The organism is Sorangium sp. So ce375 (genome assembly GCF_051473855.1).
Classification (GTDB): Bacteria; Myxococcota_A; Polyangia; order Polyangiales; family Polyangiaceae; genus Sorangium.
In genome coordinates this window covers 2,565,605-2,591,596 of the sequence record NZ_CP150335.1, presented here as the reverse complement: position 1 = coordinate 2,591,596, position 25,992 = coordinate 2,565,605, and the positions used below count along the sequence as shown (strand labels likewise).

Annotated in this window: 17 protein-coding genes; 12 read left to right on the top strand and 5 right to left on the bottom strand. The window is 71.2% G+C overall.

What is annotated here, in order from left to right:
- Positions 1-2 precede the first annotated feature (2 nt).
- Positions 3-2,240: a hypothetical protein gene (locus WME90_RS09950; protein WP_437280845.1), complete on the bottom strand. Its 2,238-nt coding sequence runs from the start codon at positions 2,238-2,240 to the stop codon at positions 3-5.
- An 848-nt stretch (positions 2,241-3,088) separates the two neighbouring features.
- Between WME90_RS09950 and WME90_RS09945 the strand changes: the two genes are divergently transcribed.
- The 3 genes from WME90_RS09945 to WME90_RS09935 all read left to right on the top strand — a co-directional run bounded on the left by WME90_RS09945 (position 3,089) and on the right by WME90_RS09935 (position 5,644).
- The gene (locus WME90_RS09945) at positions 3,089-3,733 is read left to right on the top strand and encodes a hypothetical protein (RefSeq protein WP_437280844.1); all 645 of its coding nucleotides are present in this window, start codon (positions 3,089-3,091) and stop codon (positions 3,731-3,733) included.
- Between the two features lie 389 nt (positions 3,734-4,122).
- A complete protein-coding gene (locus WME90_RS09940; RefSeq protein WP_437280843.1) occupies positions 4,123-5,175 on the top strand; it encodes an NAD(P)H-dependent flavin oxidoreductase in 1,053 nt (350 codons plus the stop codon).
- 79 nt (positions 5,176-5,254) lie between these two features.
- The gene (locus WME90_RS09935; protein WP_437280842.1) at positions 5,255-5,644 is read left to right on the top strand and encodes a VOC family protein; all 390 of its coding nucleotides are present in this window, start codon (positions 5,255-5,257) and stop codon (positions 5,642-5,644) included.
- Positions 5,645-5,779: 135 nt separating this feature from the next.
- Here WME90_RS09935 and WME90_RS09930 read toward each other — a convergent pair whose 3' ends face one another.
- Together WME90_RS09930 and WME90_RS09925 are read right to left on the bottom strand one after the other, a co-directional pair.
- On the bottom strand, positions 5,780-6,199 hold the full coding sequence (locus WME90_RS09930) for a type II toxin-antitoxin system death-on-curing family toxin (protein ID WP_437280841.1): 420 nt from the start codon (positions 6,197-6,199) through the stop codon (positions 5,780-5,782).
- Complete coding sequence (locus WME90_RS09925; RefSeq protein ID WP_437280840.1) at positions 6,196-7,233, bottom strand: hypothetical protein; 1,038 nt, start codon at positions 7,231-7,233, stop codon at positions 6,196-6,198. The genes WME90_RS09930 and WME90_RS09925 overlap by 4 nt, the downstream gene beginning before the upstream one ends.
- A gap of 512 nt (positions 7,234-7,745) precedes the next feature.
- On the opposite strand from WME90_RS09925, the gene WME90_RS09920 reads away from it, so the two are divergent.
- The 8 genes from WME90_RS09920 to WME90_RS09885 all read left to right on the top strand — a co-directional run bounded on the left by WME90_RS09920 (position 7,746) and on the right by WME90_RS09885 (position 18,749).
- The gene (locus WME90_RS09920) at positions 7,746-8,279 is read left to right on the top strand and encodes a 2'-5' RNA ligase family protein (protein ID WP_437280839.1); all 534 of its coding nucleotides are present in this window, start codon (positions 7,746-7,748) and stop codon (positions 8,277-8,279) included.
- A 152-nt stretch (positions 8,280-8,431) separates the two neighbouring features.
- Entirely contained in the window at positions 8,432-10,072 is a 1,641-nt protein-coding gene (locus tag WME90_RS09915; protein WP_437280838.1) for a serine/threonine-protein kinase, read from the top strand.
- A gap of 73 nt (positions 10,073-10,145) precedes the next feature.
- Positions 10,146-11,210 carry a tetratricopeptide repeat protein gene (locus tag WME90_RS09910; protein WP_437280837.1) on the top strand — a complete coding sequence of 355 codons (1,065 nt, stop codon included), beginning with the start codon at positions 10,146-10,148 and terminating at the stop codon, positions 11,208-11,210.
- Positions 11,207-12,364, top strand: a complete 1,158-nt coding sequence (locus tag WME90_RS09905) for a hypothetical protein (RefSeq protein WP_437280836.1) — start codon at positions 11,207-11,209, stop codon at positions 12,362-12,364. Before WME90_RS09910 ends, WME90_RS09905 begins: the two co-directional genes overlap by 4 nt.
- A gap of 251 nt (positions 12,365-12,615) precedes the next feature.
- Positions 12,616-15,618, top strand: coding sequence for a carboxypeptidase regulatory-like domain-containing protein (locus WME90_RS09900; protein ID WP_437280835.1), 3,003 nt, complete (start codon positions 12,616-12,618; stop codon positions 15,616-15,618).
- A gap of 28 nt (positions 15,619-15,646) precedes the next feature.
- Positions 15,647-16,567: a LysR family transcriptional regulator gene (locus WME90_RS09895; RefSeq protein WP_437280834.1), complete on the top strand. Its 921-nt coding sequence runs from the start codon at positions 15,647-15,649 to the stop codon at positions 16,565-16,567.
- A gap of 152 nt (positions 16,568-16,719) precedes the next feature.
- On the top strand, positions 16,720-17,814 hold the full coding sequence (locus WME90_RS09890) for a 2Fe-2S iron-sulfur cluster-binding protein (RefSeq protein ID WP_437280833.1): 1,095 nt from the start codon (positions 16,720-16,722) through the stop codon (positions 17,812-17,814).
- Positions 17,815-17,846: 32 nt separating this feature from the next.
- On the top strand, positions 17,847-18,749 hold the full coding sequence (locus tag WME90_RS09885) for a sterol desaturase family protein (protein ID WP_437280832.1): 903 nt from the start codon (positions 17,847-17,849) through the stop codon (positions 18,747-18,749).
- A 55-nt stretch (positions 18,750-18,804) separates the two neighbouring features.
- Here the strand turns inward: WME90_RS09885 and WME90_RS09880 are convergent, their stop codons facing one another.
- A complete protein-coding gene (locus WME90_RS09880) occupies positions 18,805-22,161 on the bottom strand; it encodes a HEAT repeat domain-containing protein (RefSeq protein ID WP_437280831.1) in 3,357 nt (1,118 codons plus the stop codon).
- Positions 22,162-22,648: 487 nt separating this feature from the next.
- A complete protein-coding gene (locus WME90_RS09875) occupies positions 22,649-23,197 on the bottom strand; it encodes a hypothetical protein (protein ID WP_437280830.1) in 549 nt (182 codons plus the stop codon).
- 254 nt (positions 23,198-23,451) lie between these two features.
- Here WME90_RS09875 and WME90_RS09870 point away from each other — a divergent pair, with 254 nt between their 5' ends.
- Entirely contained in the window at positions 23,452-25,980 is a 2,529-nt protein-coding gene (locus WME90_RS09870; RefSeq protein WP_437280829.1) for a catalase, read from the top strand.
- Positions 25,981-25,992: the final 12 nt, after the last annotated feature.

Here is a 25,992-nt window from a genome sequence, read left to right as displayed (position 1 = left end):
CTTCAGGGGGCGAAGCGCGCAACGAACATGTTCTTGTAACCGGCATCGGTGAGGACCTGCTGGTCCGCCGACCCCGGCTCGAACGTCATCATGTCGTCGAAGGTGCCCGCGACCACCACGTCGCCGTTCGGCGCGAGCGCGATGGCCTGTGCACGGTTGTCCTGATTGCCCGCTCCCTGGCGCGTCCAGTAGGTTTGACCCGCGAGATCCGCGCACGCAACGAAGACATCGGCCGCGCCGGCGCTCGAGAGCCGGACGTCCATCCCGCCCGGACCAGGGAACGTGGCGTTGTTGGAAAAGAACCCCACGTGCACCATGGATCCGTCAGGCGTGATGACCATGTCCTGGGGCTCGTTCGCCTGCGCCACACGAAGCAGCGAAACAAAGGAGCCGAGAGGCTCGTACCTGGCGAGCTGCCACCCCGAAACCGCGGTCGCGGCCTGCGCCGGCTCGCCAGCGCCGAACACGACGCCCAGGTCGGCGCCCGTATACACGCCGATCGTGCCGTCCGGGGCCTCGAACACGTCCCGGCCCAGGGAGAACCCCTCGGGCTGGCGGGCCCAGGCGAGCTCGCCGCTCGCGAGATACCGCAGGACGAACATCCTCGTATTCGTCGCGTCGCCCGTGAGGGTCGTCCCCGAGCCGTTCATGCCGCCGACGCTGACCTGCTGCGTGTACTGCCCCGTGGCTGCGAGGCTGCCGTCCGAGAGCCAGCGGACGCCGTGGACCCGATCATCGCGCGACGGCCCACCGACGGCCACGGCCCAGTCGAGCTCGCCGTTGGCTCGATAACGCGCGACGAACCCTTGTTCCCACTGGCTGTCGCTGGTGAGCTGGATCTGCCCCGGTTCGCCCGCTCCCAGCGTCATGGTGCTGGACAACCTCGATCCGAAGTAGCCCACGAGCGCGCACGAGCCGTCGTCCCGCGCGTCGATCCGCGCGGGGAAATCAGAGGAGGGGCCGCCGGCGGACTTCGCCCACACCACGGCGCCCGCAGGATCGAGCTTCACGAGGAAGATGTCATAATCCAGAGACCCGCCCACCGCCGTGAGCGTCACCGCGTCCGGCGCGCCGGCGTGAAAGGTGATGGAGCCTTGAAAATAACCCGCCACAACGATGGATCCGTCGGCGAGCGCGACGACGTCGATCGCCTTGCTCTCGCCTTGGGCGGTGGATCCCCACAGCACGGTGCCGTCGCCCGCGAGCCGGACGATCATCGCGTTGCCGAGCTGACCTCCCGTGAGCGTGAACTCCTGAGGAGCGCCCCCGTGAAACGTGGCCCTGCCTGCCAGATCACCGACGACGGAGATCTCTTCGCTCGGCCCCACGGCGACGCCCCAGCTGCGCACATACGTGGTGATGCTCGTCGAGGTCGTGGGGCGGGTGAGCCAGCGCTTTGTGTTCTTGCTGCAGCCGGCCGACGGGACCGGCTCGAGATCCTTGCAAGCGCCGTTCACGCACGCCTGGGTGGCCGTGCACGTCGCAAAGCTGGTACACGCGGCGTCGGCGCCGCAGTACGTGGGGCTCGTGCTCGGGTCGACGCACTTGCCATCGCATTCGACGAAGTCCGATGGACAGCACAGCGCGCACTTGCCGGCGCCGTCGCACTCGTACCCGGGAGCGCAGGTGGCGCCGGCGTTCGCTCCCTGGCAATCGCCGGACGCGCCGCAGAAGGCGTCGCTGGTGTTCGGGTCGATGCACGTGCCATCGCAGTCGATGAGGCCCGCCTGGCAGCTCAGCACGCACTTGCCGGCGCCGTCGCACTTGTGGCCGGCGGCGCACGCGACGCCGGCGTTGTCGCCCTTGCAATCGCCGGTCGCGCCGCAGAAGGTGTCGCTGGTGTTCGGGTCGACGCAGGTGCCGCCGCAGTCGATGAACCCCTGCTGGCAGTGCGCCGTGCACTTCCCCTCGCCGTTGCACTGCTCGCCCTGCCCGCACGGTGAGTCGCACGCGCCGCAGTGGGCCTTTGTCGCGCGGAGATCGGTGCAGACCCCGCCGCAGTTCGCCAGCTCCGGCTGGCATGTGAGCGTGCATTTTCCGCTGCCGTCGCACACCTCTCCCTCGCCGCACGGCGCGCCGCAAGCGCCGCAATGCGCGTTGTCCTTGCGGGTGTCGGTGCAGACGCCGCCGCAGTCTGTCAGCCCCTGCTGGCAGCTGAGGGCGCACTTCCCCCCGCTGCACCGCATGCCGGCCCCGCAGACAACCCCGCAAGCGCCGCAGTTGGCCTCGTCGTCGAGCACGTCGACACAGCGGCCGCTGCAGCCTTCTTCGCCAGCGGGGCAACCTCCCGGCGTGACACCGTGGTCGCTGGAGCAACCCAGCCCCACGGCGGCCGCGACAAGAAACCAATGAATACGCCTCCCCCGGATTCGACCTCTGCTCGCTCCAGCTCCCATGCGCCGCACGAGTATCACACTTTTTGCCGCGGCGCCGCGAGATCGGGGTGGGCGCGCCGGTAGATATCGTGCCGAAAGGAGGATTGTGCCATCCGAAGCGGTGGTCGGCCCGGCTCGCCAGCTCCACGCAGCGCCTCCGTCGCCGGCGTTGGTCGGCTCGCCGCCGGTCGAGCGCTCGGCGACCGCCACCGGTCTCAGGCCGATCCACCCTATGGCGCTGGACAGCATCTGGGCGTTGCAGCGCAGGACCGATCCGTGAGATTTTCCGTGGGGGAGGTCACCGAAGGCGACGAACTAGACAGACCTGGTCCGGCATCGTCGGTGGACCCATCGACTGACGGTCGAACAGACAAAGCAGCCTGCGTATGAAAGCGACACACTCACCGCTACCCCTGATACTGCTGTTGCACGCCGGCTGTGCCAGAAATGGTCCGTCGCCGCTGCCTCACGACTCTGCGACTCGACCACCGACCCCCATCCAAGAAACATCCAATGGTGGCTCGAGCGCATCGGAACAGCCACGCCCACCGAGCGCCGCTGCGCAAGACGTTGCCAACCTGCAAATCACTGCTGTCGCCAGCAGCGCCGGCTCCCGCTCGCTCCGACTTCGCGAACGAGCGCTGGTATGGCTCAAGGCGCCAGGGTGCCCTGCAGCCGGCATCACGCCGTCGCTTCGGCAAGGCGACACGGAATTGACGAGGATCGAGGAAGAACGCACGATCGAGCTGCCGGCGGGCGTTTACCAGCTCGGGTTCAGCTGGTCAGACGCGGGTGCTCCCAAAGACAGCAACAACTGTGCCGTCTTCTTCCAGGCGAGGTACCTCGCAGAGACGTCGTGCTCCGCGAAGGATGCACTCTTTGGGGTTCTGCCATTCGACAGCGAAGCGCCTGGCATAGAGTCGATCGGCGACATCAACGCGGACGGCCGCGAGGACTACACGGTGACATTCAGCGCGTCGCCGACACAAATGGGGACGCGCGTGGTGGTGTCCCGGGAGCCTCCGGCGTGCGTGCGCACCGTGTTCGACGGCATTGGCCATGTAGTGTCTTTGCCCGAATCGAAAAATGGATGGAAGAGGCTCTACTTTCTGGAGGCTGAGCATCTAACGACCGGCGCGCCGGATTGGCTTGCGAGGGCTCATGGTTCAACGTGGTCCGTCACGTGGCACCTCGACTATGAAACCAGCTCTCAATCCTACCGCAAGAGCGATGCCCCGGTCCGCTGCGAGCGAACAGACGGTGTTCAGCGTGCCTTCGGAGATCCAGGGCCGAATCCCCGAGCCACGCTCATCCCCGACACCTCATGTCGACCTTCGTATTGGGAGAGGAACGACTAGAGCGCCGATCACGTTGGAGTCCCGAGGAAATCAACAGAATGGAAGAGCAACCGCAAGGGCGCAAGGGGCGCAAGGGGGAGGCAAGAAAAGTTCTCGTCTCTGGTCCCTCGCGCCCCTTGCGCCCTTGCGGTTGCTCTCTTTCCCGCATTCCTTGCCCTTGGTGCTTGCTTCCCGGCAGATCGATCGGGCCTAGCAACCCATTAAATTCAGGCAATTTTCAACCTGTTCGGTGCTCAAGCGCGTCGCGCAGGTGAGCATGTGCTGTCCAATTCGGCGTTGCCACCGATGGGCCCTTCGCTTACGCTCAGGCCCCACGGCCGAACGCCCTCTCTTGGGCGGGAAAAGAACAAAAACTGGACTCTGCCTCGGCAGTGGTTCTGGAGATTCCCATGACGACGCTGCAGGAGCTCCTTGGAATCGATCTTCCAATCATCCAGGCCCCCATGGCGGGCGTGCAGGGCAGCGCGCTCGCGGTCGCGGTCTCCAACGCTGGTGGGCTCGGCTCGCTGCCCGGCGCCGTGCTGGGCCCGGACGCCCTGCGCAAGGAGCTGGCGGCCATCCGGGCGCAGACCGCGAGGCCGTTCAACGTGAACTTCTTCTGTCACACACGGCCCGAGCCCGATGCCGAGCGAGAAGCGAGCTGGCGCGCCCGGCTCTCGCCGTACTTCGCTGAGCTCGGCGTCGATGCGAGCGCTATCCCGACCGGCCCCGGCCGATTGCCCTTCAGCGATGAGGCCGCCGATGTGCTCGACGAGCTCAGGCCTGCTGTGGTGAGCTTTCACTTCGGCCTGCCCTCGGAGGCCTTGCTCTCGCGGGTGCGCCGCTGGAGCGCAAAGATCCTGTCCTCTGCGACGACGGTCGACGAGGCGCGCTGGCTGGAGGCGCGCGGGGTCGACGCGGTGATCGCCCAGGGCATCGAGGCGGGCGGCCATCGCGGCAGCTTCCTGTCCGACGATCTCAGCGTCCAGCTCGGGACCTTCGCGCTGGTGCCACAGATCGTCGACGCCGTGAAGATCCCCGTCATCGCTGCGGGCGGCATCGCGGACGCGAGGGGTGTTGCGGCCGCCATGGCGCTCGGTGCGGCCGGCGTACAGATCGGGACGGCCTACCTGCTGTGCCCCGAGGCCACCACGAGCAGGGTGCATCGCGCGGCCCTCGGGAGCGACGCAGCCAGGTTCACGGCGCTCACCAACCTGTTCAGCGGGCGACCCGCTCGGGGCATCGTGAACCGCCTGATGAGGGAGCTTGGGCCGATGAGCGCCGCCGCGCCAGCCTTTCCCCTGGCGACGTCGGCGATCGCGCCCCTGCGCGCCAAGGCCGAGAGCCAGGGCAGCGGCGACTTCTCGCCGCTATGGGCGGGGCAAAACGCCAGCGGGTGCAGGGAAGTGCCAGCGGCCGAGCTCACGCGACGACTCGCGGGCGCGCTCCCAGGCGCACGCTGACGCCGCCCGACCCGCCGGTGGATCCGACTGGCGCGGCGCCCGCGGCTCATCGGCCGACGTCAGGCCGCAGGAGGAAGCGATGAAACGCACGTGGACAATCATCGGTGTTGCTGACGTTGCTCGCAGCTTCAAGTGGTATCAGTCGCTGTTTGGTCAACCGGCAACGGATCCCGCCCATGATGATTTCGGGCAAATACTGGACACCGATGGAACGGTCTTGCTTTGCCTTCACCAGTGGGGAGCCCACGAGCACCCACCACTCACCAGCCCCGACAATGCTCAGCCTGGCAATGGGCTACTCTTGTTCTTTCGCGTGGACGACTTCGATGAGACGCTGCTCCGGGCACGCGCCCTTGTCGCTGGACTGGAAGAGGAGCCCCGTTTGAACCCCAATACCGGCACCAGCGAATTCGCGCTCCGCGATCCTGATGGGTATTACGTCATGGTCAGCGCGCTCGCCGCGGCCTGACAGTTCATGCCCCTCGTGACGACCGCCGCGTCGGCGGATAGATTCCCCTCGTGGCGACCGCCGTCGATGCCACCCATCGCGTCCTCCTGGGCGGAACAGCCGCCTCGGATCGCTCGTCTATAGCCGTTCGTCCCTTCAAGGATCGTAGGGCGAGAGCCGCGTTGCGAGCCAGGCCACGATATCGCGCGCTTCCAAGCGTCGCGCCACCACATCGAGGACCAGCCTCTCTGCATCGTCGACTGCCGCGGTGACGCGCAGGCGCACCAGCCGGAGCTGCTCCTCGCACGAAAGCCACGCTACGCGTTTGTTCCCGTCCACGAACGGGTGATCGCGAGCTATGTAACAGAGCAAGTGCGCTGCCATCCAGAGCGGGTCCATCGTGTCGTTCGGCGATGTGTAGAGCGTGGCTGTGATCGCTCCTGCAACGGCCCCGTCGAGCAGCCCCGGCTCGCGGAGGCCAGGCATACCGCCGCTGTGCTTCAACGCCGCCGCATGGAGCTCGAGCACACGCGTGATCGTGGGACGCGGCGGCCAGTCGTCGACGATATCGCTCATCGGGCCAGGCGGTGAAGGAGCTCGTCCCAATCGCGCAGCATATCCGCTGTGCGTGTGGCAGCGTCCGGCGCATCACGATCCGACGCCGCATCGATTCGGAGCACGCTCGATCCCGCTGCGCTCACCAGCAAGAGCACCTGCACCGGCTGTTCCCGAAGCAAGAGCGCGCGCCCGAGCAACTCCGGCGAGCACCCTAGCCACCAGGCCTGCCCTTCCAGCATCAAGGCGGGATAGGGGCGGAACTGGACCCCGGTGACATACGTCATGCTCCGCTGGATCTGCGGAGGCGGTGGGCTAGGTACATGGGCAGGAGCAGCGTTCCTCCGCGGAAACCCGCCGAGGAGCTGAAGCTCAAGCGTTGAGCACTCCTCCGACACGAGGGTCGCGACCGCGTCGAGGCGGCGATCGTCCACGAGCTCGGCCGAATCACCCGGGTAGAGATCGATGCGCACGCCTTCGCCGCGCAGTTCGCGGATCGCCCAGAGCATATGAACCAGCGCGAGGCGCGCCAAGCGCCGGCCTTGCTCGGCCGAACCACGCCGCTCCAGCGACTCGAGCAGGGCAGCCAGCAGCACGTAACCGCGCATTACTGCTCCCACCGGGGGCTGGAGTAGCCTCGCTGCCAGCGCGTCCATGTCGCCGTCCTCGAGCGCAGCGGCGAGCGACTCGACCTCAGGGCCTTCCGAGCGCTTCAGAACGTCGTCTTCGATGCCCCTGCTGATTGCGACTGCCGCCCGGATCGCCTTCTCGGCATGGGACGCCGATAGCGGCTCCCCGAGGAAGGCGGCCACCTCGGGAATCCGCGGGAGCAGTCGTGCTTGATGCTGCGCAGGCGAGATCTGCCCGCCGAGGATACGCTGAAGCAACGCCCGACAGCGGAGGACGACCACCGTGAACCGATGCGCGGCGGCGTCGACGGTGCCCTCGTCGAGCGCTCCGGCCAGGAGACCGTCGAGCGCAGCTTCAAGTCCTGGAACCGCCCATCGGAGCTGTGCTCGCACTTCCGCCGGGAGCTTGGTCAGCCAGGCGTCCATGCCCCGCACGGTCCACGCCGCAGGAAGATTACCAGCTAGGGTCGGGAGCGTCGCCGCGGCTGCCATCACGAGGGGGAGCCTATGGCATCAGGCCAGGCGCCGCAAACGCCCGGGCTCCCCGCCGGGCCGTTCAAGGCAACTTGGTCCTCCCCCGCTTCCGTAGACACCCCCGGAGGCGCCAGAAGGCAGGGATGGGACGGAGAAAGAGGAGGGCGTTCACGCCCGAGCTCAAGGCGGAGGCGGTACGGCTAGCGAAGGCGGGCGACCGGAGGATCGGCGATATGGTAAACGACCTCGACCTGACCGACACGCGCTGCGCGCCTGCATCAAGCGCGCGGACACCGAGGCGGGCCACTGTGCGCCGGGGACGCTGACGACGCCGGAGCGTGAGGAACTGCTGCGGCTGCGCCGCGACGTGAAGCGGTTGGCTGTTCGGCCGCTGGCACTCGGATCTCCAGATGAAAGATCCCGGCGCTTGCCCGCGGGGCGCGGCGGCGCAAGGGATGTCGGCGATGACGCAAGAGACAGCGTTCGCCCTGTGGCTCGTCCCCGGCGGAGCGCCTGCCGCGCGGCTCGAGGAGCTCATCGAGGCGCTCGCCCGGGAGACCGGAGGGCCGGCGTTCGCGCCTCACCTCACCCTGCTCGGCGGGCTGCGCGGCGACGCCGTCGCGCTGGCGGCGAAGCTCGGCGAGCTGCGCGGCGACGGCGACGCGCTCCGCCCCGTCGCGCTGGAGGCGCGGGGCCCCGCCACCGGAAGCACCCGCCACCGGTGCGTGTTCCTCGACGTGGCGCCGTCCGAGCCGCTCGCGGCGCTGCGCCGCGCGGCCGAGGCCGCGCTCGGCGCGAACCAGGCCCCCTTTCGGCCGCACCTGAGCCTCGTGTACGGCGAGCTGCCGGCCGCGCACCGCATGGCGCTCGCCGCGGATCCCCGGGTGCTGGCGCTCGGCCACGCGGTGTGGTGGGCCGACCGGCTGGAGCTGTGGTCCGTGGAGGGGCCGACCGAACGCTGGCGCTGCGTCGAGGGCGTCGCGCTGAAACGCCCGTGAGATCTCGCCGGGCGGGTGTCATGCCCGCCCACCACACGCCAAGACACACGGTTCCGTCACAGCGGAATTGTCCACAGGATTTTTACGCCCCGCGCGCAGCGCGCGGCTCGCCGAAGTATGTGATCTCGTGGATCTCGGCTAGCCTAGGGCCCATGACGATGGCTCCCGTTGCTGTGGGCGACGTTCTGGCGGGCAAATACCGCGTGGAGCAGATCGTTGGCGCGGGTGCGATGGGCACGATCGTCTCCGCGTGGCACCTGGAGCTGGAGCAGCGGGTCGCGATGAAGTTCCTGCACTCGCTCCGGTCCGACGGCGGCGACCCGGCGGAGCGGTTCCGGCGCGAGGCGCGCGCGCTGGCCAGGATCAAGAGCGAGCACGTGGCCCGCGTCCTGGATGTCGGCTCGCTCGAGGGCGGCCTGCCCTACATGGTGATGGAGTTCCTGGAGGGGAATGACCTCTCCCACGAGATACGGGCGCGAGGTCCGCTGCCCATGATGGAGGCCGTCGGGTACATGCTCCAGGCCCTCGACGCGATGGCCGAGGCGCACGCCGCGGGGATCGTGCACCGCGATCTCAAGCCGGCCAACCTGTTCCTCTCGCGCCGGCCCGACGGCGAGCGGGTCATCAAGGTCCTCGATTTCGGTATCTCGAAGTCGCTGCTCGGTATATCGCGAGACCAGGTGGCGCTGACCCAGACAGCGTCGCTCCTCGGGTCGCCGCTCTACATGTCTCCCGAGCAGGTGCGCTCCGCGCGAGACGTGGATACGCGCGCGGATATCTGGTCTCTCGGCGTCATCCTGTACGAGATGCTGACCGGGCGGACTCCGTACGACGGCGACTCCGTCGCTCAGCTCTTCCACGCGCTGCTCTACGAGAACGCTGCCCCGGTCTCCCAGCTGCGCCCCGACGTCCCGCGCGAGCTGGACGCCGTCGTGATGCACTGCCTCGCCAAGGACCGCGAGCAGCGGTGGAGGAACGTCGGCGATCTGGCCGCCGCGCTGCTCCCGTTCGGCCCCGCCACAGGCCACATGCACGTCGACCGGGCGCGCCGCGTGCTCGGCAGCTCGTCGGACATCGCACGACCGTCGCTCGTCCAGGCCGGCGTGCCGAGCGGGGGCGCTCACGACACCGGATCTCGCCCGTCCATGCCCTACGGGGGCCCGCCCTTCGCGCCGGCCTCGCCGTCGTCGCCGTCCTTCGCGCCGGGGACGCCGTCCTTCGCGCCGGGCACGCCGTCCTTCGTGCCAGGGACGCCGACCGCGCCCAACGCGGAGACAGGGCCCACGGTCAACTCGTGGAGCAACTCGGGCCATCCGGTGCGAACGGTCCGCAACGGGGCGCGCGTCTTCCTGGCCATCGCCGCCGGCGCCGTCCTGGTAGGGGCCTCGCTCGGCGCGTTGTTCGCCCTGCGCTCCGGGTTCGCCCCCGACCAGGGACAGCCCCCCGCAACCGCGGCGACGCCCACCGCCGAGGCCACGGCAGCGCCCGCAGCCGAGACGACGGCGGCGCCCGCAGCCGAGACGACGGCGCAGGGCGCCGCGCGCGAGGCTCCCGGCGCCGTCGGGGCCGCGCCCGGGGGGGCGGACGGCTCGCCCGCGGCGGCGGCGTCCGCCAGCACCTCCACGCCGCATCCGGCGGCGTCCTCCAGCGCCCCGACGCCTCTGGCCACGCAGCCGGGCGCGCCGCGGGCGACCGCCGCGGCCCGACCCAACGAGCGCCCGCACCCCGACGCCGGGGCGCGCCCAGAGCCCACGCGGAGCAATTCGATCAGCGACTTCGGCGGGCGGCGCTGAGCGTGGCGCTCACGTCGATCCGGCGACGGCCCCGAGGCTCGTCGTGGCCAGCTTGGAGGAGAACACGGGACGTATGAGGCGTACGAAACGTCGTCAGCGAAGCATCACCCATTGCGTCGGCCTGGGCCTGTGCGCGGCGTTGATCTCCGCGGGGCTCCCCGCGCGGGCCGAGCCGAGCGCCGCCGACAAGGCGGCGGCCGAGGCGCTCTTCGACGCGGCGCTCGACCTGATGAAGCAGGGGCGCAGCGCCGAGGCGTGCCCGAGGCTGGAGCAGAGCCAGCGCATCGATCCGGGCATCGGCACGCTCCTCTACCTGGCCGAGTGCTACGAGAACACCGGCCGCACGGCGAGCGCCTGGGCCACGTTCCGGCAGGCCATGTCGGAGTCGCAGGCCGCGGGGCAAGGCGACCGCGCCCGCAAGGCGCAGGCGAGGGCGGCCCGGCTGGAGCCGGGCCTGTCGAAGCTGAGCATCGGCGTCGCGGCGGAGAACCTCGCGATAGAGGGGTTCAAGGTGCGCAGCGCGGGAAAGGCGGTCGATCCCGCGGTCTTCGGCATCGCGCTCCCCGTGGATCCGGGCGAGATCGCGATCGAGGCGAGCGCTCCGGGTCACGAGACCTGGACGACGACGGTGAAGCTCGGGAGCGACAAGGGCGCAGCGAGCGTCGATGTCCCGCCGCTCAAGCGGATCGAGGGGCCGCTGCCCGCGCCCCGCGAGCCGCCGCCCGCCGGGGCGACCGGCCCCGCGCCCGCGCGCGGCGCCCCTGCGCCGGCGCCGGCGCCGTCCGGGTCCGGGGGCGACACGACGCGCTTGATCGGCCTCGTCGTGGGCGGCGCGGGCGTCGTGGGGCTCGGCGTCGGGACGTTCTTCGGCGTGAAGGCCATCTCGAAGAACAGCGACGCGGAGGGCTACTGCAAGGGCGGCAGCACGTGCGAGGACGAGCGCGGCGTCACGCTGACCGAGGAGGCCAAGAGCGCCGCCACGGCCTCGAACATCGCGTTCGGGCTCGGGGCGGCGGCGGCGATCGGCGGCGCCGTCCTGGTGTTCGTCGTCGCGCCGAGGCAGGCCCCGCCCGTCCAGGTGGGGGCGTTCGTGGACGCGCGCAACGTCGGGTTGCGCGTGGGAGGTACGTTCGAATGAGACGCATGACAGGCCTCCTGTCGCTCGCCCTGCTCGCCCCGCTCTCGAGCCTCGCGTGGCTCGGCTGCCAGACCATCGCCGGCATCGAGGACCGCACCTTCGACCCGGGCGGCGCGGAGACGGGGGGCGGGCACTCCGAGCCTCCCCCCGTGAGCGATCAGTGCAAGTCGTACTGCGCCGACGTGATGGCGAACTGCACGGAAGAGCACCAGGTCTACTCCACGCTGGAGACCTGCTATGGCGTGTGCGCGCTGCTGCCGGCGGGCGATTCCCTGGAGCCGGTGGACAACACGGTCGCTTGCCGCGCCCGCCAGGCGGAGCTGGCGGGGGCCACAGGCGAGGTCGCAGTGCACTGCCCGGCGGCGGGCCCGGGCGGCGGCGGCGAGTGCGGGACCAACTGCGAGAGCTACTGCGCGCTGCGGGCCGCGGCGTGCACGCTCGAGGTCGCGACGGAGGAGGAGTGCGTCGCGAAGTGCGCGGGGCTCAAGGACGTGAAGACGTTCGACGTCATCGAGAACCACGACGGCGACACCCTGCAGTGCCGCCTCGTTCACGTGAGCTCCGCGACGGTGGACCCCGACGAGCACTGCCCGCACGCGAGCCTGACCCCGGTGACGCCCTGCGCCGATCCGGACGGGACCGCGCCGAGCTGCGAGGACTTCTGCCAGGTGGTCATGACCTCGTGCACGGGTGATCTGGCCGTCTACGAGTCCAGAGATCAGTGCCTCTCGGTCTGCGCTGCGCTCCCTCCCGGCGGGGCGGAGGATCGGACCGAGAACACCGTCGGCTGCCGCAAGTACCACGCTTACAGCGCCATGCTGGCGCCGACGAACCACTGCCCGCACACGGGGCCGGGCGGCGACGGCCATTGCGGGGTCGCTGAGCCGGGCTCGGACGTGACGGGCAACTGCGTGTCGTACTGCACGCTGTTCGAGGCGGCCTGCAAGGAGACGCTCGGCGAGGCGTACGATGGCTGGGGCGCGGCGTGCCAGGGCGAGTGCAGCACGATGGCGGGCGCCGCCACCGATTCCGGCTACTCCGTCGCGAGCGCCGAGGGCGGAGACACTGTCTCTTGCTGGCTGCTCCACGTGAGCCGCGCGTTCGAGAACCCGGACGAGTGCCTCGCGCTGGCCGAGGGGACCGCCTGCCCTTGATGGGGCGCGGCGGCCTCGCCGCGTCCCGGAGCCCCTAGACCCGCGGCGCCCGCGCCCCCGCGACCACCCGCGACCCGCCGCAGGAATGTGCCGCCATCCCCGCGGCGCCCGCGCCCCCGCGAGCACCCGCGACCCGCCTCAGGAACGTGCCGCCATCTTGCTACCCAGGACGAGGCGTCGCCGCGCGTGCGCGCGATGGATTAGTGATCCCGGCGGCAGGGGGCGATGGACGGAGGAGGGGCTGTCGGGCCATGAAGAGAGCGGAAGCGAGGCGGTGGCTTGCCCTTGTCGTGCTCGGGCTGGCGGCGGCGGGGCTCATGGGCCTCTTGTTGTGGCTCCGCGCCGGAGGGGCGCCGGCGGACGGCCCCGCACCGCCGGCGAGCGCCGCTTCGACGCGGGGAGCGCGGCGCCTCCGCGCGAGGGACGCGCCGCCCCCGAAGCTCGGGAGCGTCGCGGGGCGGGTCGCGGATGCGGCCGGCGCGCCCGTCGCCGGAGCGCTCGTGTGCGCCAGCGCGAGCGGCGGAGCGATCGGCCCGATGCCGTTCGATCTTGGCGAGCCGACGTGCGCGCCCGCAGGCGAGGACGGCCGCTACCAGCTCGCGGATCTCTCCCCCGCGCGCTGGACGATCTTCGCCTCGGCGCCGGGCCACCGCCCGGCGAGCTACGCCTTCCCTGCCCCGGACCGCGCGCGCTGGATCGATCTCCGCCAGGGAGAGGCGCGCACCGGCGTCGATCTGACGCTCGTCCGCGGCGGCGTCGAGGTCCGGGGTCAGGTCAAGGACGTCAGCGGCGGGCCCATCGCCGGGGCGCTCGTCATGATTCACGGCTTCCTGGGGTCGAACCAGGGCGCCGCGGTGACCCGCTCCGACGCGGAGGGCTCCTTCTCCGCGTGGACCGAGGAGGGATACTACCTGGCGCGCGCCACCGCCGACGGGTACGCCGAGGGGTCGCAGCACGGCATGGCGCCGGGGCCGCCGCTCGAGATCTCGCTGACGCCCGGCTCGGTGCTCGAGGGGCGGGTCGTCGAGGCGGGGTCGGGCGAGCCGATCGCCGGCGCGAAGGTCGGTCCCGGGATGGAGCAGCGGTGGGGCCCCGGGGAGGTGAAACCCGTGTCGAGCGACGCGGAGGGGCGCTTCCGCATCACGGGCCTCTCGCCCGGGCGGTACAAGCCCACGGCGCGCGCCGCGGGCGGCTATGGCCAGGCGCGCGCGAGCGTGGTGCTCGGGCTCGGTCAGACCTCGAGCGAGGTGGTGATCGAGATGCACCCCGCCAGCAGCGTGGCCGGCCGCGTGGAGGTCGCGCCCGGGGGCGGGCCCTGCACGAGCGGCTCCGTCACCCTGCTTCACGAAGGGAGCGGCTGGCTCCCCGCTGCCCTCGGGGCCGACGGTTCGGCGCGCTTCGAGGGGGTGCTGCCCGGCTCGTACCAGGTGATGGTGCTCTGCCTGGATCACGCGCCGGAGCCGACCTACCCCGCCGTGGAGGTCGGCGAGGCGGACGTCGAGGGCCTCGTGTGGACCGTCCGCGCCGGGCTGCCGCTCCGCGGCCGGGTGGTGGACCGCGAGGACAAGCCTGTGCGCGCCATGGTCCACGCGAGCCCGGCCGACATGAGGGCGATGCTGCCCGGCCCCGTCGGGCAGAGCGATGACGACGGCCGCTTCGTGCTCCGGGGGCTCCTCCCTGGCAAGTACAGGGTCATGGCGCGCTCGAACGATCACATTCCGCCCGAACCGGTGGAGGTCGAGATCGTCGATGAGCGCGCTCCCGAGATCACCCTGGTGATGGATGGCGGCGGCAGCGTCGAGGGCACCGTGACCGACGAGGACCGCCGCCCCGTTGCAGGCGTGGACGTCATGCTGAGCGCGCAGCAGCCCGGGTGGGGCGGCCCTCCGAGAAAGTCCCTCGCGGACGGGACGTTCGTGATCAAGGGTGTCGCGCCGGGCGCGTATCGGATCTGGGCCATGCAGGGCGGTATGCCCATGAGGGCGCCAGGTCAGGCCGCTGGCGGCGACCCCGGGGTCGCGGTGACCGTGAAGGCAGGGGCGGCCGCGCGCGTGAGCCTTGTCGTGGAGCGCCAGAACGGCGAGATCCACGGGCGCGTCGTCGACGGGAGCGGCAGGCCGGCGGCGGACGCGTTCGTCAATGTTCAGTGGGAGCCCGAGGGCGCGGGCGCGCCGGCCGCTCCGCCCCCACCGCTGGAGAGCATGGGGCCCTATGCGCCGGTGCTCACCGATCCCGACGGGGAGTTCGTGATCGGGAACCTGGGCCGGGGCACGTACACCGTCCAGGCGCACCGTCGCGGAGGGGGCCGCGCCGCCGTCGAGCACGTCACGATCGGCGATACCGTGACGCTCACAATCCAGGAGACAGGCACCGTCTCCGGCACCGTCTCCAGCCCCGGCGGCGCGCCGCCCGATCGGTTCACGATCCGCGTCACGGCCCGCGACGCGCCGTTCTTTCGGAACGAGTCCTTCTCGTTCACGGAGGGTGCCTGGACGATGAGCGATCTGCCGGCGGGCAAGTACGATATCGCCGCAGACGCCCCGGAGGGGACGGCCACGGGGGAGGTGACGCTCACGCAGGGGGAGCAGCGGAGCGGGGTGGTGCTCACGCTCGCCGGGCGCGTCGCCCTCCGGGGTCAGGTGGTGTCGCTGGAGGACGGCGCGCCGATGGCCGGGGTGACCGTGAACGCGTACCCGCGCGCCGGCGGAATGGCCCCCTCTCCGGTGCAGCAGCACGCGGTCACCGACGGGGAGGGTCGATTTCACCTCGACCGTGTGCCCCGAGGTCCCCTCGTGATCATGCTCATGCCCGCGGATCCGATGAGCTCGGCGTTCGACCCGGCGATGATCCCGGTCGACGTGCAGCCGGGCGCGGAGACCGACGTCGGGCGGCTGCTCATGGCGAAGCGCCGGGTGAAGCACGGCGAGCTCCCCGGCGATCTCGGGTTCGCGGTCGAGCCGGCCCAGTCGCCGATGGAGTCCGCCATGCGGCCGCACAAGGTGATCGAGGTGCGCCGCGGCGGCCCGGCCGCGGCGGCGGGCCTGCAGGTGGGGGACGTGATCGTCTCGGTGGACGGCCACGACGTCACGGGCAAGCTGGGGTATCTGGTCGGGACCCTGATCGGCGTGCCGGCGGGGACCCGAGTGACCCTCGGGCTCTCGCGCGGGGCGAGCGTGGCCCTCGTGGCCGCGGCGATGCCGCCACCCCCCGGGGTCGGGCCGGGCGGCATCGAAGCCGCGCCCGGGCCCCCGTAGGGTCTCGGGGCGGCGCTACCCTACCCGCATGAACGCACCGCCGCCCCCTCGCCTGCGGGCCGTGGACCTGAACCTGCTCACGGTGCTGGACGTCGTGCTCACCGAGCGCAACGTGACGCGGGCGGCCGAGCGCCTCGGCATGACCCAGCCGGCCGTGAGCAGCGCGCTGAACCGGCTGCGCCTCCTGTTCAACGACGATCTCATCGTGCGCCGCGGCAAGGAGATGGCCCCGACGCCGCGCGCCCTAGCGCTCGTTCGCCCGATCCGCAAAGCGCTCGACCTGATCCAGGCCTCGCTCGCCCAGAGCGACGCCTTCGATTGCACGGCGAGCCACACCTTCAGGCTGGGGATCACCGACCTCGGAGAGGCCATCCTCGTGCCTCGTTTTCTGCAGTGGCTCGAGCAGCTCGGCGCCCGCGTCCGGCTCGATTTCTGTCGCGAGCCCGGAGCCTCGCTGCAAAACGAAATGCGGCTCGGCAAGGTCGAGCTCGTCTTGGATCACATCGTCATCCCTGGCGACGAGTTCCGCCGAACGCGCGTGCTCGACCTCGAGCACGTCTCGCTGGTGCGCCAAGATCATCCGACCGTGGGATCATCGCTGACCCTCGACGAGTACATGGCGCTCGAGCATGTGATCATCGAGCCGCGCGAGGGCCAGACCAACCTGGCAGAGCAAATTCAGGCCGTCGTTGGGCGTTCGCGGTGCGTGCGGGTGCAGGTCCCCCGCTATCTCTCGATGCCGTACATCGTCTCGCAGTCGAACCTCGTCTGCACGTTGCCGCTCCCCCTGGCGCGGCTGTTCGAGCAGCACTTCCCCGTGCGGGTGGTGAGCTGTCCGCTCCCCATCGAGCCGATCCCGCTGTTCATGATGTGGCATGCCTGTCAGGACGGCGACCCGGCCCATGAGTGGCTCCGGCGATCCCTTATCGAGCTCTGCAGCCGCATCTGACGCGCCCCTGGCGGGCGGGCTCGACCGGAAAGAAACGGGCTATCGTGTATTCGGCGGAATATTCACCCTCGTAATCTACCCCATACGGTTTCTCGATTGGGCTTTTCGGGGGCCGCCGCCTAGAAGCTGCACGCAGAGGGAAACATCACATCGTGAAAGCCATCTCACTGGGCGGCCGGAAGAGCGGTCGGGGCGGGACGCTCCATGTCCTGGGCAGCGATCTCGCGGCCCGTATCGAGGCCGGGGAAACGTTGCTCAGCGCAGCCGTGCGCGGGAACATCCCATTTCCGCACATGTGCAATGTGGGCGAGTGCGGCACCTGCAAGTGCCGCCTCGTCACGGGGCATATCCGCCTCAAGAGGGATATCTCGCGCCACGTCACGCCCGAGGAGCTCTCCGCCGGCTTCGTCCTCGCCTGCCAGAGCCTGGCCATGTCGGAGGACGTGGCGGTCGAGGTCCCGGGAATGGGCCGCGGGCGCTCGACGGATCCCGCGCCGGTGCAGATCGACGCGAGCGTCGCGCGCGTGACGCCGCTCGCGCCCGGCGTCCTCGCGCTCGAGGTCGACCTCGCCGCGGAGGTCCGCTACGTGGCCGGGCAGGTTGCGCAGCTCACGGTGCCCGGCGCCCCGGGGCTCGGCGAGCCGCGCTGCTACTCGTTCGCCGAGGCGCCGGCTCGGGCCTCGCCGCGAAGGGCGCTCTTTCATGTCCGCCACGTGCCGGGCGGCGCCTTCACCGACTGGCTCTTCGCCGCCGATCGCACGGGCGCGCGCCTGTGCTTTTCCGGGCCACACGGCGGCTTCCGCTATCACGCGGCCGATCGGCCGCTCCTGTGTGTCGCAGGAGGCACCGGCCTCTCTCCGATCAAAGCGATCCTGGAGCAAGGGATCGCGGACGGGCTCGCGTGCGACGTGACGCTGGTCGTCGGCGCGCGCACCCAGCAGGATCTCTATGCGCTCGACGCCATCACCTCGCTCAAGGAGCGATGGCGAGGGCGCTTTGCGTTCGTGCCCGTGCTCTCCCAGGAGCCTGAAGGCTCGCGCTGGACGGGGCGCAAGGGGCACGTCACCGACTACCTTTGCGAGGTCGCTGCGGGCCACGCCGATCGCGCGGCCTACGTGTGCGGCCCGCCCGGGATGATCGACGCCGTGCTCGACGTGCTGCGCGGCGTGATCCCGCCGAAGCACTTGCATTACGACAGGTTCCTGGACCGTGGCTCGGCGGCTCTCGGCCCCTCGTCGGCCGCCTGAGCCCGGCCACGACGCACGAGAGGGGAGTTACCATGCTCGAGAACCCATTGATTGTACTCGGTTTCATGGCCCTTTTTGCGGCCATGGAGAGCGCGTTCGGCCTGTACCGGCGCCCCGGCGTGCTCACCATGCGGGAGGTCGGCGCGAACCTCGTCTCCCTCGCCTCCTCCCTCTTGATACGTGGCGTGTCCTTCGGCGCCGTGATCTGGGCGCTCGGAGCTCTTTGGCCGCGCTCCGAGGGTGCGCTGGCGGGCGTGAGCTTCTGGATCGCCTTACCGCTCTACGTGCTCCTCGACGAATACGGGTCCTACTGGCTGCACCGCAAGAGCCATGAATGGCCGTGGCTCTGGCGTCTCCACAAGCCGCATCACGTGCCGCGCAACCTGAATATCTCCGTCACGTACCGGGAAAACTGGTTATTGTTTCTGCTGTTGCCAGCCGCGTGGCTGGCCCCGGTCGTCGTCTGGCTCGGCCATCCTGCTGCCTTTGCGGCTGGATCGGCCTTCAGGACTCTGATCGGGATGATAGAGCACAGCGATCTCCGCTGGGATATACCTCTCCAGCAGAACCGCTTCACGCGCCCTGTCATGCGGGTGCTCGAGCGCATCGTCTCGCTTCCCGACACGCACCAGGTCCACCACGGAGTCGGCCGCTACGGCAATGCCATGAAGAACTATGGCGCCGCCCTCATCTGCTTCGATTGGCTCCATGGCACGCTGATGATCCCGCACGCGCGCCAGGAGGGCTTCGGGCTGCCCGAGGGCGCGCCGGTCGAGCCGTGGGCCGAGCAGCTCTTCTGGCCGTTCGTGCGCTCGACGAAGGACGAGAGGGCGGATCGCCGCCGCCCGATCGAACAGACGCCGCGGACGGCCGACCTCGCCATGGCGGAGGCGGTGATTGTCACCGCCGATGGCCGCGCTGTCGTCGTGCGATGAGCCCTGCCAGGCGCTCGCCTGCCGCGCCGCCTCACGGCCGCGCAGCGAGCGCCCTTCACGGCGGCGTGACGAACGACGCCGGCCCCGCCACGGCGGGGGACGGGTCCTTCCGGTAGCGCTCCAGCAGCTCGCGCCGCTCCGCCGTCCAGCCGTTCTTCGGCGACGCCATCTGCACGAGCGCCTCCAGCGCGACCCGGCGCAGCCGAGGATCGGGGCTCCCCCGGAGCTCCTGCTCGAGCTGCGACGGGTGGACGCAGGTGTGCACCGCGGACATCGCCGCGACCATCGCGTCGTGGTGCAAGAGGTCCCGCCGGCCGAGCTCGACGAGCGCCTGCGCGAGCGCCTTCCCGGGGAGCAGGCGCGCCGCGAGCCCCAGGTACTGGGGCACGGCCAGCGCGTCCGCCTTGAGCGCCGCGAGCAGCCCCTCCGCGACGGCGACGTAGTGCTTCGCGGCGTACGGGCCGAGCCGCGCCGAGAGCGCGGGCAGGAACACCACGAGGTGCCGGCGCCTCGGCGAGAGCTCCGCGAGCCGCTGGACGACGATCGCGACCTCGGCCGGCTGCATCCTCGCGAGCACGGCGGACAGCGCCTCCGCCGCCTCCTCGGGCGCGGGCGCGGCCATGTGCTCGATCAGCCGCTTGAAGAGCGACCGCGCCTCGTCCCGGAGCGGCAGGTGCGCCGTGCGCCGCAGCAGGTCGAGCCGCGCCTCCGGCTCCGCCCGCCCGAGGATCTCGGCGAGCAGGCCCACCACCCGCCGCTCGGCCTCGGCCGGCAGCCTGTCGAGCGGGATGTCCGCGAGCTTCGAGGCCACGATCCAGTCGGGATCCCGGACGGCGCGGCCGAACACGTCCCAGGTCTCGGGCTTGTCCAGGTGGTCCCAGAGCGCCCGGAGCAGCGCGATCCGCACGTCGCGGTGGGTCTTCGGCGCGTCCAGCCGGAGCAGGTCCCGGTAGGCGTCGTCGCCGCCCATCTCGCCGAGCAGGCGCACGACCTCCTTGGCCACGGTCACCTTCGTCGTCGGCACCGCCCGGAGCTCGGCGAGCACCCGGCCCCGCGACATCTCGGCGAAGGCCTTCCGGAGCGCGTAGATGGCCCAGCGCGCGCGATCGTCGCCCAGGCACTCGATCAGGACGGGCACGCCCTGGCCGGCGTCGAGCCACGGCAGGCCGCGGATGGCCATCTCGCGCAGGGGCGGCCTCGGATCCGAGGCGAACGGGGTCACCACCGAGGCGTCGACGTACGCGAGCCGGACGAGCGTGGAGATCGCGAACCGCAGCGTGGGGACGTCGCAGGTCTCGTCGCCGAGCAGCACGCGGAGGCCGGCGGCGTACCGCTCCTGCTGCCTCGCCGTCCAGCGGCCGTGGCCCGCGCGGAAATCGATCACCCAGCGCGTCTTCCCCGTCGCGAACCTGCCCGTCATCGGCCGGCTCTCCAGCAGCGGATCGAGCAGGTCCTGGCGCTTCTGGCTCACGTGCCGGGCGACGGCGCCGATGAGGACGAAGCTCGTGTCCTCGCGCAGGAGCGCGGGCACGAGCCGGGCGAACCGCGGCCGATCGTGGTCGCGGAGGAGGTCGAGCGCGCCCGCCGCGACGCCGACGAACGGGAGCTCGCGGGACAGCCGCTCGAGCGCGTCGAGCAGCGGCGTGACCACCTCGAGGCGGATGCCGAGGCTGTGCGCGAGCGAGAGCACGGCCCCTGCCCGCTCGCCGGTGCACCACGCGCCCGCGAGCTGCGCGAGCGCCGGGGTGAGGCGCTCGGCCTCCGCCCGGGTCAGCCCCTCCCCGAGGCCCACCGTCGAGACCGAGCCGCGCACCGCGAGGATCTTCGCGAGCCAGCGCGCCCCCCACGCCCCGTCGATGCGGAACAGGCGGACCACGAGCCGCTCCACGGCCGAGGCGGTGGCATGGGACAGATCCGCGGCGTCGAGCGCGTCCTGCGCCACGGCGCCAACCGCCTCCAGGTGCGCCTTCCCGAACCGGCCGAGGGGCAGCGCGGCGAGGGCGCCGATCATCGCCCGCCGCACCGGATCCTGCTCGAACTTGCGGGCGCGCACATTCGCGAGGGCGTCCGCGAGCGCGCCCCGGTCGTGCAGGACGCTCGCGACGAGCAGCTCCTGCGCCTTCGCCCGCTCGTCGCCCTCCGGGTGCCCGAGGAACGGCGCGAGCGCCTCCTTGGCCTCGGCGAAGGACAGGAGGCGCGCGTAGCTCATCCGCCGCTCCGGCTTCGCGACGAGCGAGGGGCAGCTCCCGAGGTGCCGCCTCGCCTCGCGCTCGCGCAGGTCGCGGGGCAGCGCGTCGAGCACCTCGGGCGCGATCGTCCCGTCGGCGGCCTGCGCCGCGCAGGACCAGCGCTCGAAGGCCCGCTCCCGGAGCGCCTGCTCCTCGGCCGACTCGGCCTTCACGTAGCGGAACAGGAAGGCGCCGAAGCGCCCTCGCCCTCCGAGCAGGAAGGCCCGCAGGACCGCCTTCTGGTCGTCGGGGCAGAGCCGCAGGAACCACCGCGCCCCCCGCTTGCCGTCGCTCAGCGTGCCCCAGGCGTGGCGGATGAGGTAGTCGAGGCGCTCGGCGCCGAGGGCGGGCGCGCCCTTGTCGAAGCGCACGACCTCGAAGGCGCCCGGCGGCCGCGCGGGTCGTCCGCTCTCGTGGCGCGCCTTGAGGAGGTCGAACGTGGCGGCCGGGCGCGATCGGGCCAGCAGGCCCAGCGGGCCGGCGAGGAACGAGGGCTCCTCGCCGCGCTCGAACAGGGCCTGGATCAACGGGAGCGCCGCGTCGGGCGCGCGCCGGGCGAGCGGGACGAGCAGCGGCGTGATGCGGTAGCGCAGGCGGACATCGAGCGACCGGGAGCGCGCGATCGCCTCCCCGAACCAGCGCGCCGCGGCCGCGGGGTGCCTCACGGCGAGCCGATCGAGGCAGCTCGCGCCGCCCGCCTCGTCGATGGCGTGCCGGTGCGCCGAGACGAACGCCTCGGAGCCGAACGGGAGCAGATCCACGATCGTGGGATCGCGCCCCGCCTGCATGCGCGCGCCGAGGAAGGCGTCCACGACGGCCTGGCGCTTCCGCCGCGCGAGCTGGGCGACGGTGCGCCGGACGGCGCGGCGCTCGATGAGGGCGCCGAGCGCCGAGAGCGCCTGCGCGTCGTCGCAGAAGCGGGCGACCATGCGGGCCGCGCGCCGCCGCACGGTGCGGGACGGGTCGGAGACGGCCGCAACGACGCGCGCGCCGTCGCCCGAGCCGTAGACGCTCATGAGCGCGAGGAGGCGCTCGTAGGGCTGAGCGCTGCCCGAGAGCGCGCCAAGGAGGGCCCTCGCGCCGGCGTCGCCGCGCGCGGCGGCGCGGCCGAGATCCACGACGCGGCGGACGCGGTCGTGGTGCGCTAGCGGCTCGAGCTCGGCGAGGAAGGAAGCGGTGTCCATGGGCAGCGATCATAACGCCACGAGCCGGGATGCCCGCAAGGCGGAGCGCGACGGCGCCCAGGCGCGATGAGCTATCGAATCATCCCGCGCGCCCGTGGGTAGGGAGCGCCGCGGCGAAGCCCGGCGACGACGGAATTCGGCCGTGCAGCCGCGTCCAACCGCCCTGGAGTGCCGATCACGTTGAAGTCCCGAGGAAATCAACAGAAGGGAAGGGGAACCGCAAGGGCGCAAGGGTCGCAAGGGAAGGCAAGAAAATATCTCGTCTCTGGTCCCTTGCGCCCCTTGCGCCCTTGCGGTTTCTCTTCTTCCCGCATTCCTTGCCCTTGGAGTTTGCTTCCTGGCAGATCGGCGGGGTCTCGCAACCCATTGAATTCAGGCGACTTTCAACCAGTTCGGCGCTCTACCGGGACCCGAGAGGGTCGCAACACCCCACGATTCAGCGCGACCGTGGCGGGCGTTCACCCCGCGAGCCCTCGGCGTGCCGAGATCACTCGCCCGTGTCGAACTCGCACGCGGCGACCTCCGACGCGCACTCGCCCTCCGCCTCGGCGGCCGCGCCGGCGAGGCAGTCGTCGCACTCGGCGCTCCGCCCCTCGCCGGCGCCGCACGCGCCATAGCAGGGGAGGCCCTCCACGATGCCGCATGCAACGCAAAGGCACTCCATGAGCGCGTCGTAGATCTCGGCCGATGCCTCGCACATGTCCGCTGGATCGGCGGTGTCGTCAGGGGGCAACGAGCACGTCGCGCACTCGGCGCTGCCGCCCGCGTCGCCTCCAGTCCAGCTGCCGTCCGCGCCGCCGCCTCCCTCGCTTCCCGTCCCGCTGCTACCCGCGCTGCCGCCGGGATCGCCCCCTGTCCCGCTGCCGCCCGCGCTGGTGCCGGGATTGCCGCCTGTCCCGCTGCCGCCTCCGCTCCCGCCCACCAGATGGTAGCTCTCGTCCAGCCCCGCCAGCGCGGTACACCCGCCGATCCCCGCAGCCGCGAGCCCGATCAGCGCCATCGCCAAAGACACGTCCACCCGCTTCGAGCCCACCATGGCGCCGGAGCATCACCCCCTTGCGCCCCCCGCGTCAACAGACGTCGGGCACGCGAGTGAGGCGTACGAGAGCGCGCCGCAGCGAGCCGAACGACGCGGATGAGCGCGTAGCGCACGAATCGCTCTCATGAGGCCGCGGCGAGCCGACCGAGGCGCCGCAACAGACCCGGCCGCGCGCCGGTCGCCCGCGCCTGCCTGTGGCTCGATCGTTGGTGCGCTCTTTGCTGAAAGCCCGGGTCCCCGGAGGACATCGCATGACCGATCGGAAAGACGCCACGAAGCCATCGTCCAAAGAGCCGGCGCCGCGCGAAAAGGGCGCGGGCAGCGCCAAGCAATCGATGGGCGGCCCCTCGGCGAAGCCGCGGGCGGCGCGGCCGAAGCGCAGCCTGCTCGAGCGCGCGGCGACCGCGCTCGGCAGCGGGACGAGCAGCGACGACGCCAGGGTCCGCACCTTCGCTGCCGCCGATCGCCTCGACGCGAAGATCGATGCCACCGAGGCGCTCGTGGCCGCGATCCCAGAGAACGTGAACAAACCTGCCGAGTACGCGCTACGCGGCAAAATGCCACAGCCGCCGCAAGGTGCCACGGCGAAGCCCGAGAACCTCGACGCGACCGCGAGCACGATCACCGAGAGCAATGAGTCGGAAAAGAACGGCGCCAAGGCGGCGCCGGGCGCGAACCCGAACCAGGGGCCTCTGCAGAAGCATCGTGTCGACTCGCTCGGCCGGGCGCTGACGACGAACCAGGGCGTGCCCGTCGGCGACAACCAGAACTCGCTGCGCGCGGGGCTGCGGGGCCCGACGCTGCTCGAAGACTTCATTTTGCGCGAGAAGATCACGCACTTCGACCACGAGCGCATCCCCGAGCGCGTCGTGCACGCCCGCGGCTCGGGCGCCCACGGCTACTTCGAGTGCACCGAGGACATCACCGCGCTCACAAAGGCCGCTCCCTTCGCGAAGGTCGGCAAGCGGACTCCGGTCTTCGTGCGCTTCTCGACCGTGGCCGGCGAGCGCGGCAGCGCCGATACGGTGCGCGACGTGCGCGGCTTCGCCGTGAAATTTTACACCGAAGACGGCAACTGGGACCTTGTCGGCAACAACATCCCCGTCTTCTTCATCCAGGACGCGATGAAGTTCCCGGACGTGGTCCACGCCGTCAAGCCCGAGCCGCACCACCAGATGCCGCAGGCCTCGAGCGCACACGACACCTTCTGGGACTTCATCTCGCTCATGCCCGAGTCGATGCACATGGTCATGTGGCAGATGAGCGACAGGGCGATCCCGCGCAGCTTCCGCACGATGCAGGGCTTCGGCGTGCACACCTTCCGGCTCGTCAACGCGGCTGGCGAGGCGACGCTCGTGAAGTTCCACTGGACACCCGTGCTCGGAACACACTCGCTCGACTGGGACGAAGCGGTGAAGATCGCGGGCGCCGACCCCGACTTCCACCGCCGCGACCTCTGGGAGTCCATCGAGGGCGGCGCGTTCCCCGAGTACCTCTTGCAGATCCAGACGTTCACCGAGGCCGAGGCCGAGCGCTGGAGCTTCGACGTGCTCGACGCGACGAAGATCGTGCCGGAGGAGCTCGTGCCCCTGCGCACCGTCGGCCGGCTCGTCTTGAACCGCAACCCCGACAACTTCTTCGCCGAGACCGAGCAGGTCGCGTTCTGCACGCAGCACATCGTGCCCGGCATCGACTTCACGAACGACCCGCTGCTGCAGGGCCGCAACTTCTCGTACCTCGACACGCAGCTCACGCGCCTCGGCGGGCCGAACTTCCACGAGATCCCGATCAACGCGCCGATCGCCGAGGTGCACAACAACCAGCGCGACGGGTTCCACCGCCAGGCCATCAACCGCGGCCGCGTGAACTACGAGCCCAACTCGCTCGCCGGCGGCTGCCCCTTCCAGGCCGGCGCGCGCGGCTTCGCCTCGGTCGCCGAGCGTCTCCTGGCGCAGCAGGCCGCGACCGAGCCGACAAAGCTGCGCGCGAAGCCCGAGAAGTTCGCCGACCATTACACGCAGGCGCGCCTCTTCTGGGCGAGCCAGGCGCCCGTCGAGCGCGAGCACATCGCGCGCGCCTTCCGCTTCGAGCTGACGCGCGTGCAGACGCAGGCCATCCGCGAGCGCATGGTCCGGATGCTGCGGAACGTCGACGAGGGGCTCGCCGCCCGCGTCGCGGACGACCTCGGCATGACGCTCCCCGAGCCGCTCTCGCTCGCGGCGCCGCCCGTCAAGGACCCCGAGGTCGCTGTGTCGCCGCCCCTGTCGCTGTTCGCGCGGCCCGGCGACGGCCGCATCCTCGGCCGCCGCGTCGCGCTCCTCGTCGCCGACGGCGTGAGCGGCGCGGCGTCGGGCGCCCTCTACGACGCGCTGCTGATGGCGGGCGCGGTGCCCCGCTACGTCGGCGCGCGCCTCGGCGTGGTGCGCACCGCCGAGGGCGACGAGCTGCCGGTCGAGGTCACGATCGAGGCCGCCCCGAGCGTCCTCTTCGACGCGGCGGTGCTGCCGCCCGGCGGGGGCGCGGAGGCGCTGGCGCGCGACGGGCTCGCGCTCGAGTTCGTCCAGCTCCAGTACCGCCACTGCAAGCCGCTGCTCGTGCCAGCGTCGGCCGCGCCGCTCGCCAAGGCCGCGGGCGTGAGGACCGCCGTGGCCGCCGCGGGCGCCGACCCGGGCCTGCTCGCCCTGGCCGACGACGCGGTGGCCGGGGCCGCCCCGGCGTTCATCAAGGCGATCGCCATGCACCGCGCGTGGCAACGCCAGACCGAGCCGCCGGCGGTCTGACCGCGGCCCACC